The sequence below is a fragment of the Stenotrophomonas sp. 80084_Sma genome (genome assembly GCF_056481995.1).
Genome location: NZ_CM151177.1, coordinates 3,203,510 through 3,216,079, shown reverse-complemented (window position 1 = coordinate 3,216,079; position 12,570 = coordinate 3,203,510). Strand labels below are relative to the sequence as shown.

7 protein-coding genes are annotated in these 12,570 nt (G+C 66.2%); 6 read left to right on the top strand and 1 reads right to left on the bottom strand.

The genetic code is table 11. From position 1 onward, the window contains the following. Positions 1-168: 168 nt before the first annotated feature. From ACZK3W_RS14925 to ACZK3W_RS14900, 6 genes are read left to right on the top strand one after another with little or no spacing between them, the layout of a single operon-like run. The gene (locus ACZK3W_RS14925; protein ID WP_032129772.1) at positions 169-1,773 is read left to right on the top strand and encodes a glucoamylase family protein; all 1,605 of its coding nucleotides are present in this window, start codon (positions 169-171) and stop codon (positions 1,771-1,773) included. 4 nt (positions 1,774-1,777) lie between these two features. Beyond that, positions 1,778-3,118: a sugar ABC transporter substrate-binding protein gene (locus ACZK3W_RS14920; RefSeq protein ID WP_032129771.1), complete on the top strand. Its 1,341-nt coding sequence runs from the start codon at positions 1,778-1,780 to the stop codon at positions 3,116-3,118. After that, complete coding sequence (locus ACZK3W_RS14915) at positions 3,115-3,996, top strand: carbohydrate ABC transporter permease (RefSeq protein ID WP_032129770.1); 882 nt, start codon at positions 3,115-3,117, stop codon at positions 3,994-3,996. The genes ACZK3W_RS14920 and ACZK3W_RS14915 overlap by 4 nt, the downstream gene beginning before the upstream one ends. Then, positions 3,993-4,829 carry a carbohydrate ABC transporter permease gene (locus ACZK3W_RS14910; RefSeq protein WP_006378064.1) on the top strand — a complete coding sequence of 279 codons (837 nt, stop codon included), beginning with the start codon at positions 3,993-3,995 and terminating at the stop codon, positions 4,827-4,829. The genes ACZK3W_RS14915 and ACZK3W_RS14910 overlap by 4 nt, the downstream gene beginning before the upstream one ends. After that, complete coding sequence (locus ACZK3W_RS14905) at positions 4,826-7,993, top strand: discoidin domain-containing protein (RefSeq protein WP_197615985.1); 3,168 nt, start codon at positions 4,826-4,828, stop codon at positions 7,991-7,993. Before ACZK3W_RS14910 ends, ACZK3W_RS14905 begins: the two co-directional genes overlap by 4 nt. Positions 7,994-7,995: 2 nt before the next feature. Further along, positions 7,996-8,883 carry an endonuclease/exonuclease/phosphatase family protein gene (locus ACZK3W_RS14900; protein WP_197615984.1) on the top strand — a complete coding sequence of 296 codons (888 nt, stop codon included), beginning with the start codon at positions 7,996-7,998 and terminating at the stop codon, positions 8,881-8,883. Between the two features lie 285 nt (positions 8,884-9,168). Here ACZK3W_RS14900 and rne read toward each other — a convergent pair whose 3' ends face one another. Then, a complete protein-coding gene (gene rne / locus ACZK3W_RS14895; protein WP_197631847.1) occupies positions 9,169-12,414 on the bottom strand; it encodes a ribonuclease E in 3,246 nt (1,081 codons plus the stop codon). Positions 12,415-12,570: the final 156 nt, after the last annotated feature.

Genomic DNA, 12,570 nt, shown 5'->3' with positions numbered 1-12,570 from the left:
TGCCGGTCCATTGCCCATGCCGCTGCCGGCCAGGCGGCAGCGGCATGGGCAATGATCGCGGTGTCAAACCACGTTTTTCGTGGTTTTTTCAGAACGCATCTTGTAAACGATTTCAGATCATTGGACGGTATGCTTTCCCATCGATCAGACCACCGGAGAAATCGCGCCATGCAGGCACGCCATCTGTTGTCCGCCGCAGCGTTGAGCCTGGCCGTGGCCGCCTGCCAGCCGGCCCAGCAGGAACCTGCCAAGCCGCGGCCGCCGGTGATCCTGATCGAGGCCGACGCACCGCCGCGGCCGATGAAGCCGGTGCTGCCGCCGCTGTTCGATGACATCGAGCGCCGTACCTTCCAGTTCTTCTGGGATACCACCAACGAGATCAACGGCCTGACCCCGGACCGCTATCCGTCGCGGCCGTTCGCCAGCATCGCCTCGGTTGGCTTCGCGCTGACCGCCTATCCGATCGGCATCGAGAACGGCTGGGTCAGCCGCAACCAGGCGATCGACCGCACCCTGACCACGCTGAAGTTCTTCCGCGACGTGCCGATGGGGCCGCAGCGCACCGGCAAGGCCGGCTACAAGGGCTTCTACTACCACTTCCTGGACATGCAGGAAGGGCGTCGCTACGACAGCTGGGTTGAACTGTCCTCGGTGGATACCGCGCTGTTGATGATGGGCGTGCTGTTCGCGCAGTCGTACTACGACGGTGACGATCCGCGCGAGAAGGAGATCCGCCAGATCGCCGACACGTTGTACAAGAAGGTCGACTGGCCGTGGCTGCAGCAGCGTGCGCCGCTGATCTCGATGGGCTGGTTCCCGGAGAGCGGCTTCATCGACCACGACTGGATGGGCTACAACGAGGCGATGATGGTCTACATCCTCGCCCTGGGGTCGCCGACGCACCCGGTCAGCCCGGATGCGTGGACAGTGTGGACGCGCACCTACGACAACGACTGGGGCGTCTACCAGGGCCAGGAATACCTGTCCTTCGGCCCGCTGTTCGGCCACCAGTACAGCCATGTCTGGATCGACTTCCGCGATATCCAGGACGCGTACATGCGCGAGCGCGGCAGCACCTACTTCCTCAACAGCCGCTCGGCTGCGCTGGCCCAGCGCGAGTACGCCATCGCCAACCCGATGCAGTGGAAGGACTATGGCGAGAACGTATGGGGCCTCACCGCCAGCGACGGCCCGCAGAACACCACCCAGGAGTACCGCGGCGAGCAGCGCCAGTTCCGCCACTACTCCTCGCGCGGCGCCGGCCTGCGCGAGAACTTCGATGACGGCACCATCGCCCCGACCGCCGCGATCGCCTCGGTGGTGTTCGCGCCCGAGCAGGTGATCCCGGCCACGCTGGAAATGCACAAGCGCTACGGCGACTACATCTATTCCAGCTACGGTTTCCTGGATTCGTTCAACCCCAGCTTCAACTACGACATCCCGATCAAGACCGGTCGCCTGGTGCCGGATCGCGGCTGGGTCGCCAGCGATTACATCGCCATCGACCAAGGCCCGATCCTGACCATGATCGCCAACTACCGCGATGACTTCGTCTGGGAAGTGATGAAGAAGAACCCGTACATCCGCAAGGGCCTGGAACGGGCCGGGTTCAGCGGTGGCTGGCTGGCACCGGAAGGTTCGTTCCAGCCGCTGGAACTGCAGAAAGACGAAAAGGCCGCGGCGGCACGCGCGGTGGGTATCGCCGAATCACGCGCGGCTGCCGCGCAGGAACAGAAGAACAATGCCAACCGCAATACAGGCCAGGGCAAGTAACCCGATGCCGAACTGGATCGACCGCCTGCGCCGCTGGGCGCTGCCTGCCCTGGCCGTGTTGGCCGTGGCCGGCTGCGCCCGTACCGAACCGGGCACCACCACCGTGCGCTTCTGGGCGATGGGCCGCGAAGCCGAGGTGGTCAGCGAGCTGATCCATGAATTCGAGGCCGAGAATCCGGGCATCAAGGTGGATGTGCAGAACATTCCGTGGACCGCCGCGCACGAGAAGCTGCTGACTGCGTTCGCCGCGGACGGCCTGCCGGACGTGTGCCAGCTGGGCAACACCTGGGTGCCGGAGTTCGCCGAACTGGACGCGCTGACGCCGCTGCAGCCGTTCGTGCAGCGTTCGTCCGTGGTCGACCCGAAGGACTATTTCCAGGGCATCTGGGATACCAATGTGATCCACGGCGAACTGGTAGGCGTGCCGTGGTATGTCGATACCCGCCTGATTTACTACCGCAAGGACCTGCTGGCCAAGGCCGGCTACGACCACCCGCCGCGCACCTGGCAGGAGTGGGACGAGCAGATGGCGGCGATCAAGCGCATGCAGGGCCCGAACCGCTATGCGGTGCTGATGCCGATCAACGAGTTCGAGCAGCAGCTTTCGCTGGCACTGCAGCAGCCTGATCCGTTGCTGCGCGACGACGACACCCGCGGCAATTTCGCCAGCCCGGGCTTCCGTCGCACGCTGGCCTTCTACGCCAACATGTTCGAGCAGGGCTGGGCGCCGAAGATGTCCGAGACGCAGATCTCCAACGTCTGGGATGAGTTCTTCCGTGGCTTCAACGTGTTCTACATTTCCGGCCCGTGGAACATCCGCGAGTTCAAGAAGCTGCAGCCGAAGGAACTGGAAGGGCAGTGGGGTACGGCCGCGCTGCCGGGTCCGGACGGCCCGGGCGCCGGTATTGCCGGTGGTACCAGCCTGGTGATCTTCCGCAAATCGCAGCAGAAGGAGGCGTCGTGGAAGCTGATCGAGTTCCTGTCGCGACCCGAAATCCAGGCGCGCTTCCATTCGATCATCGGCGACCTGCCGCCGCGCCGCAGTACCTGGAACGCGCCGTCGCTGGCCAACGATCCGCTGGCCGCTGCGTTCCGTGACCAGCTGGAGCGGGTCAAGCCGACGCCGAAGGTGCTTGAGTGGGAGCGCATCGTGCAGGAAATGCGCATCGTCACCGAGAAGGTGGTGCGTGGTGGCCTGGCGCAGGACAAGGCCGTGGAAGAGCTGGACCAGCGCGTGGACAAGGTGCTGGCCAAGCGTCGCTGGATGCATGAACAACAACGCCTGCAGCAGCGCGTGCCGTCGCCGCAATCGAGCAGTGCCGTGGCCGCCGGGAGCGCGCAATGAAACGTACCTCGCTTGCCGGCTGGGTTTTCGCCGGTCCCTCGCTGATCGTGCTGGGCATGTTCTTCGGCCTGCCGGTCGCCTCGGCGCTGGCGCTGAGCGTGACCGATTTCGACCTGTATGCCTTGGCCGACAGCAGCAACCTGCGCTTCGTCGGCCTCGGCAACTACATCGATCTGCTGCAGACGCCGATGTTCTGGAAGTCGCTGTGGAACACCACCTACTTCGTGTTGATCGGCGTGCCGTTGTCGATCGGCGTGTCGCTGGGCGCAGCGATGCTGCTGAATGCACCTGCCGCGCGTTTCAAGGCGCTGTTCCGCACCGCGCTGTTCGCGCCGGTGGTGACCACACTGGTGGCAGTGGCGGTGATCTGGCGCTACCTGTTCCATACCAGCTACGGTCTGGTGAACTACGGCCTGGGCCACCTGGGCATCAGCCCGATCGACTGGCTGGGTGATCCCAACTGGGCGATGCCGACCATCATGCTGTTCGCAGTGTGGAAGAACTTCGGCTACAACATGGTGATCTTCCTGGCCGGCCTGCAGGCCATCCCGCATGACCTGTACGAGGCCGCCCGCATCGACGGTGCCTCGCGCTGGAAGCAGTTCCTGCACATCACCCTGCCGATGCTCGGCCCGGTGCTGCTGGTGGTCGGCGTGATCACCGTGTCCGGCTACTTCCAGCTGTTCGCCGAACCGTATGTGATGACCCGCGGCGACCCACTGCAGAGCACCGTCAGCGTGCTGTATTTCATGTTCGAGGAAGGCTTCAAGTGGTGGAACCTGGGACGCGCCTCCGCGGTGGCGTTCCTGCTGTTCCTGATCATCCTGGCGGTGACCACCGTGATGCTGCGTTTCGGCCGCAAGAGGCAGTTGGTATGAGTCGTGAAATCGGCCAGTCGCGCTGGTACCCGTGGTTGATCAATGGTGCGTTGCTGGTGCTGGCCCTGGTCAGCCTGGCACCGCTGCTGTGGATGCTCTCGGTTTCGTTCATGCCACAGGGCGAGGCGACCCATTTCCCGCCGCCGCTGCTGCCGTCCAGCATCACCACGCGCAACTACCATGAGTTGTTCGCGCGCACCGGCATGGGCGGCAACTTCGCCAACAGCCTGCTGGTGTCGGTCGGCATCACCCTGGGTTCGCTGCTGCTCAACACCATGGCCGGCTATGCCTTCGCCAAGCTGAACTTCGTCGGCCGCGAGCGCCTGTTCCAGGTGCTGATGGCGGCGCTGGTGATTCCGGCCCAGGTGGCGATGCTGCCGCTGTTCCTGCTGATGAAGCAGCTCGGTCTGGTCAACAGCTTCGGCGGCGTGATCGTGCCGGCGCTGGCCAGCGTGTTCGGCATCTTCCTGGTGCGCCAGTACGCGCGTTCCATTCCGGACGAACTGCTGGAAGCGGCCCGCATCGACGGGGCAGGGGAGCTTCGGATCTTCTTCCAGATCGTGCTGCCGATGCTCAAGCCGGTGCTGGTGACCCTGGCGATCTTCACCTTCATGGGTGCATGGAACGATTTCATGTGGCCGTTGATCGTGTTGACCGACCAGGAGCACTACACTTTGCCGGTGGCGCTGGCCACCCTCTCGCGCGAGCACATCATGGACGTGGAAATGATGATGGCCGGCGCGGTGGTCACCGTGGTTCCGGTGCTGGCGCTGTTCCTGGTGCTGCAGCGGTACTACATCCAAGGTCTGTTGCTAGGGAGCGTCAAAGGATGAAGCGAGCGATCGCCGTTGGACTGGGCCTGTTGTGGACCTCCCTGGCGATCGCCGCACCACCGGCGCTGCCGGCACCGAAGGTGCTGGACGACTTCGACGACATCGCAGCCTGGAAGCTGGTGCTGTCCGACCAGGTCAGCGGTTCGCTGCGGCCGGTCAGCGGCGCCGGTGGTGGCCGCGCGCTGTGCCTGGACTATGACTTCCACGATGTCTCCGGTTACGTCGGCATCCGCCGCGCGCTGAACATCGACTACCCGGTCAATTACCGTTTCGGTTTCCAGCTGCGCGGTGATTCACCGGGCAACGACCTGCAGTTCAAGCTGATCGATGCCAGCGGCGACAACGTCTGGTGGGTCAATCGTCCCGGCTACAGTTTCCCCAAGGCGTGGACGCCGGTCGAGTATCGCCGTCGCCAGATCGACAAGGCGTGGGGGCCGTCTCCCGAGAAGGAGATGGCACGCAGCGCTGCGGTCGAGTTCACGATCTACAGCAAGGTCGGCGGCCGCGGCACGGTGTGCTTCGACAAGCTGACCCTGCGGGGCCTGCCAGCCCAGGATGACTCGGCGCTGGTGTCGTCGGTGATCGCCGATACCGCCACCGCGCTGCAGGACCGCATGATCGACGGCAAGAGCGATACGTTCTGGATCAGCGGTGGCGTCAAGCAGCAGACCATCAGCCTGGACCTGCACAAGAGCCGCGAGATCGGTGGTGCGGTGATCGACTGGCTGCCGAACCTGGAAGCCCGCCGCTACACCGTGCGCACCTCAGAGGATGGCCGCGACTGGCGCACCGTGCGCGAAGTCACCAGTGGTGCCGGTGGCCGCGACTGGCTTGCGCTGCCGGACACCGATGCGCGCTACGTGCGCTTCGATCTGCAGGACGGCCCGAACTGGCGCTACGGCATCCGCGACATCGCGCTCAAGCCGCTGGCCTTTGCTTCCACCCCGAACGCATTCCTGTCCTCGGTCGCTGCCGACCTGCCACGCGGCTCGCTGCCTCGTGCCTATGTGGGCGAGCAGCCGTACTGGACCCTGCTCGGCCTCGATGGTGGCCAGGAACAGGCATTGATCAGTGAGGATGGCGCACTGGAGCCGGCCAAGGGCAGCTTCAGCATCGAGCCGTTCATCCGCCTCGATGGCAAGCTGCTGGACTGGTCGAAGGTGGCCATCACCCAGTCGCTGCAGGATCACTACCTGCCGATCGCCAACGTCGACTGGGTGCATGAGAAGGTCGGCCTGGCAGTGACCAGCTTCGTGCAGGGAACGCCGGAGCGCGCGCAGCTGATCGGCCGCTACCGCCTGAGCAATCCGGACAAGGTCGCGCACGAGTACACCCTGGCGCTGGCGATCCGCCCGTGGCAGGTCAACCCGCCCACCCAGTTCCTCAACACCGTCGGTGGTTTCAGCCGCATCGATGCACTGGACGTGGGTGAGCAGCTGGTGCGGGTCAACGGTGAGCCGCGCATCTACCCGCTGCAGGTGCCGGACGCGCGCTTTGCCAGTACGTTCGACGGCAAGCTTGATGCGATGCATCTGGAAAGCGGCACGTACCCGGCGACCACAGCGGTGAAGGACAGCACCGGCATGGCGTCGGGTGCGCTGATGTACACGATCAAGCTGGAGCCCGGCCAGAGCCGTGAAGTGGCGGTGGTGCTGCCACAGACCGGTGGCTGGGCACCGCAGGCGCTGGACGTGGCCAAGGCGCAGGCGCAGGTGGCCGTGCAGTGGCGCAAGAAGCTGGGCGTGGTCTCGCTGCAGGTGCCGGCTGCGGGCCAGGCGCTGGTGGATACCCTGCGCACCGCGGTCGCGCACATGCTGATCTCGCGCGTCGGCCCACGCCTGCAGCCGGGCACGCGTTCGTATGCGCGCAGCTGGATCCGCGATGGCGCGATGATTTCCGAGGGCCTGCTGCGCATGGGCCGCAGTGATGCGGTGCGCGACTACATCAACTGGTATGCGCCGTATCAGTTCGAGAACGGCAAGGTGCCGTGCTGCGTCGATGCCCGCGGCAGCGACCCGGTGCCGGAGAACGACAGCCATGGCGAGTTGATCTACAGCATCGCCGAGTACGGGCGCTACACCGGCGACAGCACTTTCACCGAGCTGATGTGGCCGCATGTGCAGGGCGCCTACGGCTACATGGAGCAGCTGCGCGCCAGCGAGCGCACCGAGGAGAACCGCGCACGCAACCCGGCCTTCTACGGCATGATGCCGGCCTCGATCAGCCACGAAGGCTATTCGGCCAAGCCGATGCACTCGTACTGGGACAACTTCTGGGCGCTGCGCGGCTACAAGGACGCGGCCCTGCTGGCGACCCAGCTGGGCAAGGTCGAGGCGATGCAGATCGCCGAGTCGCGCGACCAGTTCCGGGATGATCTGCAGGCCTCGCTGCTGTCCGCGATGCAGCAGCACAACATCGACTACCTGCCGGGCTCGGCCGAGCTGGGTGACTTCGACGCGACGTCGACGACCATCGCACTGGCCCCGGGCGGCGAACAGGGCAGGTTGCCGCAGCAGGCGCTGGAGGCGACCTTCGAACGCTACTGGAACGAGTTCGTTGCCCGTCGCGACGGCAAGCGCGAGTGGAAGGACTACACCCCGTACGAGTGGCGCAACGTGGCCGCGTTCGTGCGCCTGGGCTGGCGCGATCGCGCCTGGCAGGCCACCGAGTTCTTCTTCAAGGACCGCGCACCGCAGGCCTGGAACCAGTGGGCCGAAGTAGTTTCGCGCACGCCGCGCAGGCCGTTCTTCGTCGGTGACCTGCCGCATGCCTGGGTGGCCTCGGACTTCGTGCGCTCGGCCTTGGACATGTTCGCCTACAACCGCGACATGGACGAGTCACTGGTGCTGGCCGCCGGCGTACCGACCGCGTGGCTGCAGGGCGAGGGCATCGCCGTGCAAGGCCTGCGTACGCCGCAGGGCCAGCTCAACTACCGCCTGCAGCGCAGCGACAAGCAGCTGGTGCTGGAGGTGCAGCCGGGCCTGGTGCCACCGGTGGGAGGCGTGGTGTTGCCGTGGCCATACGCCGGTGATCCGGGCGAGGCGAGTATCAACGGCGAAGCAGCCGAGTGGGTCAACAAGGAACTGCACGTGCACCAGCTGCCGGCGCGGGTTGAGATCGACGTACCGAGCGCAGTTCGCCGAGCCGAACGCAAGGGGCAGTAACGATGAAGCAACAGGGGGCAGGGGTGCGCACGTCGGTGCGTGCCCTGGGGCTGGCAATTGCATTGGCAGTGCCGGGCGTGATGATGGCGGCCGAGCCGGCTGCCGCGAACGCGGCGCCCGACGTTGCCAGCGCAGCGGGCATGAGCATGGTCACCTTCAACCTGCATCATGATCGCGAGGACTGGCCGAGCCGCCGGCGCAGCATCGTTGCCGAACTCAAGCGCCTGCAGCCCGATGCGATTGCCCTGCAGGAGGTGATCCAGCGCCGTACCCTGCGCAACCAGGCGCAGTGGCTGGCCAGCCAGCTCGGCTACACGTATCTGTTCGTTTCCACCGATCCGGTCGGGGCACCGAAGCGCTATGGCAATGCGCTGCTGACCCGGCGCCCGGTGCTGGCCCGGAACGATCACCTGCTGTTGCCGCTGGACGACTACCGCACCGTGGCTCACCTGCGCATCGACGTCGACGGTACGCCGGTGAACGTCTACGCCACGCATCTGAACGAGCGCAGCGATGAGAGTGGGCAGCGCACCCGTCGCACCCAGGTCGAGGACCTGCTGCGCTTCATCACCACGACGTCGGCCGGTGCGCCGGTGGTGATCGCGGGCGACTTCAATGCGCTGGTGGATGCCGGCGACCTGAGCGAGCTGCGCAGCCACTACGGCGACAGCTACGGCAGCGTGCACGTCAATACCGACCTGTCCGGGGTCAGTACGCTCAACCGCCACTATTACCAGGCGCCGTCGCGGATCGACCACATCTTCTTCCAGCAGGACGAGATGGTCGCGCGCGAGGCGAAGCTGCTGTTCGACCAGCCCGATGACAGCGGACGCTGGGCCTCGGACCACTACGGCGTGTGGACCCGGTTGCAGTTCGCACCGAAGCCCTGACGGAGCAGGCTCCGGCAGGTGCCAACCTTGGTTGGCACGAACGTGTCCGCGTGCACTGAATCAACGGCGCCAACCAAGGTTGGCCTCTACCAAAGCAGTGACCGTGCGCGGGGTGTGCCCTGGTGGGTGCCAACCTTGGTTGGCACGGACGTGTCCGCGTTCGCTCAATCAACGGCGCCAACCAAGGTTGGCTTCTACCAAAGCGAAGCCAGCGCCAAACGCACACACAAAAACGGCGGGGATCATTGATCCCCGCCGTTTGGTTTTCACGCGATCAAGGAGCGATCAGTTCGCCGGCGGCGTGCGCTTGGCGGCCTCTTCGTCTTCTTCATCGGTCTTGGCTTCTGCGGCCTGGGCCGCAGCGTCGGCATGGCCATCGGCGACCGGGTCGATCGACGGCGTCACCACCGCTTCGGCGACCGGGGCAGCGGCCTCGATCGGCGCGGCTTCCACCGCCACCGGAGCGACCGGCTGTTCGGCGGCCACGACGGGCTCGACGACCGGCGTGGCTTCAATCACCGGCGCGGCCTCAACGGTCACCGGCTTGGCTTCAACTGCCGCAGCGGCTTCAACGATCTCTGGCTTGGCTTCAGCGACCGGCGCAGCCTCGACCGCCGCCGGCTTCGCTTCGATCACCGGAGCGGCTTCAACCACCGGGGCGGCTTCAACTGCGACCGGCTTTGCTTCGGTCACCGGCGCGGCAGCGGCTACCGGCTGGGCCGGGGTCGCGGCGTCGATGGCATCGAGCATGCTGGTCTGCACCGGCGAGGACACCGCTTCAGCCTTCGCAGCAGCTTCGACCGGGGCCTGCACTTCAGCCACGACCGGGGCGGCGGCTTCGACCACAGCGCTGCTCACCACGGCAACCGGTGCGGCGGCAACAGCGGCGGCAGCACGGACCGGCTTTGCGGCGTCGGCAGCGGCCGGTTCGGCTTCGTCATCGAAGTCGAACTCCGGCTGCGAACGGGCCGGCTGCGCAGCAGCGACCGGCGCAGTGCCGGCAGTGCTGTCGACGCTCGGCTCGGCGCCGTCGGCGTCATCACCGTCGTCACCATCATCCTGGTCATCGCCCAGGGCGTCGCTGCCGGCGGCATTTTCGGCGCCACCGCGACGACGGCGACGGCCACCGCGACGGCCGCGACGACGGCGGGTCGCGCCTTCGCCGGTCTGCTCGCCATTGGCGTCGGTTGCAGCCTCTTCACCGGCAACCGCAACCACCTCGGCCTCGCTGGCGGTGTTGGCAGTCGTGTCGACCGGTGCTGCGGCTTCCGCTGGAGCGGCGGCCACCGGAGCAACCGGCGCGGTTGCTTCCTGCGCGGTCACCGCATTGGCGACGACCGCCGTGGCGGCCACGGCTGCAGCCGCGGTCACGGCTTCGGCCGGTGCTTCGGTGGCGTTGCGCTGCGGCTTCTCGGCCGGCTTGTCACCGTCCTGCTGCGGGCGCGGCTGCTTCGGCTGCTTCAGCTTCGGCTGCTGCGGGTTCTGGCCCTGCTGCTCGTTGCGCGGCTTGTTCTGCTGCTGCGGCTGCTGCTGGCCATCCTTCTGCTGCGGCTCCTTCTGCTTGCCCTGCTGCGGCTGCTGCTGGGCATTGCCGTTGTTACCGTTGCGGCCGTCCTTGCTGCGCTGCTCACCGCGCTCCTTGCGGTTGCCGCCGTCCTTCTGCTGCTGCGCGTTGCCGTTGCCGCCGTTGCCACGGTTGTCGTCGCGACGGTCCTTGCGGTCCTTGTTGCGATCCTTGTTGCGGTCCTTGCGGCCGCCGTCCTGCTGCTGGCGGGCGACCGGAGCCGCCGGTGCCGGTGCCGGCGCCGGTTCGCCACCGAACACGCGCTTGAGCCAACCGATCACGCCGCCGCTCGGGGCCGCTGCAACCGGCGCTGCCACGACCGGGGCCGGTGCCGCTGCGGCCGGCTCCACTTCCTCGCGCACCGGAGCGGGGGAGGTGTGCTTGACCTGGGTCACCGCCGGCGGCGGGATGTTCAGCTGACCCTTGGTCAGCGCGTGCACCGGCAGCTTGCGCGGGGTGCCGCGCTGGTAGCTGGGCTTGTTGCTCTCTTCACCCAGCTCGTTCTCACGCAGGCGGGTGACGGTGTAGTGCGGGGTGTGCAGCTGCTCGTCGGCGACGATCACGATCGGCGCCTCGTGGCGCTGCTCGATCTCACGCAGGGCGCTGCGCTTTTCGTTCAACAGGTAGTTGGCGATCTCCACCGGGGCCTGCACCAGCACCTGCCCGGTGTTCTCCTTCATCGCATGCTCTTCGGCGACGCGGATGATCGACAGCGACAGCGACTCAACGCTGCGCATGCGGCCGTGGCCGTCGCAACGCGGGCAGACGATCTGGCTGGACTCGCCCAGGCTCGGGCGCAGGCGCTGGCGGCTCATTTCCAACAGGCCGAAGCGCGAGATGCGGCCGACCTGCACGCGCGCACGGTCGTACTTCAGCGCGTTGGCGAGGCGGTTCTCGACTTCGCGCTGGTGCTTGTTGGAGGCCATGTCGATGAAGTCGATCACCACCAGGCCGCCCAGGTCACGCAGGCGCAGCTGGCGGGCCACTTCCTCGGCCGCTTCCAGGTTGGTCTGGAAGGCGGTGTCCTCGATGTCGCTGCCCTTGGTGGCGCGCGAGGAGTTCACGTCGACGGCGGTCAGCGCTTCGGTCTGGTCGACCACGATCGAGCCGCCTGACGGCAGGCGCACGTTGCGCTCGTAGGCGCCTTCGATCTGCGATTCGATCTGGAAGCGGTTGAACAGCGGGATGTCGTCCTTGTAATGCTTGAGCTTGCGCAGGGTCTGCGGCATCACCTGCTGCATGAACTCGCGGGCGTGCTCGTACATCTCCTCGGTGTCCACCAGGATCTCGCCGATGTCGGCGCGCAGGTAGTCACGCAGGGCGCGCACGATCAGGCGCGATTCCTGGTAGATCAGGAACGGGGCCGGCTTGCTCAGCGCGGCTTCGGCGATGGCGCGCCAGACGTTCAGCAGGTAATCCAGATCCCACTGCAGCTCTTCGGCATCGCGGCCGACGCCGGCGGTGCGGATGATCACGCCCATGTCGTCGGGGATGTTCAGCTTGTCCAGGGCGTCCTTCAGGGCGGCCCGGTCTTCGCCCTCGATGCGACGGGAGACACCGCCGGCGCTGGGCGAGTTCGGCATCAGCACCATGTAGCGGCCGGCCAGCGAGATGAACGTGGTCAGGGCGGCGCCCTTGTTGCCACGCTCTTCCTTGTCGACCTGGACAACGATCTCCTGGCCTTCCTTCAGCAGTTCGCGGATGCCGGCCTTGTTGTGGTCGACACCGGCCTGGAAGTAATCGCGGGAGATTTCCTTCAGCGGCAGGAAGCCATGGCGGCCGCCACCGTATTCAACGAAGGCCGCTTCCAGCGAGGGCTCGATGCGGAAGATCCGGCCCTTGTAGATGTTGGACTTCTTCTGTTCCTTCGACGGCTGCTCGATGTCGATGTCATACAACGACTGGCCATCCACGATGGCAACACGCAGCTCTTCAGCCTGCGTAGCGTTGATCAGCATTCGCTTCATTGTTGCGTTCCTCGCAAGCGGCTACCGCGCGGAACGCCATGGGGTTTCGCCTCTGGACACGGTTCGCCGCCCATTCGCGCAAGCGCGGGGAGGGCGGCTTGGGTTTCCAGCGCTACGACACCACGGCAGGCCGCGGGAGCGCTTCACTCTTATGGG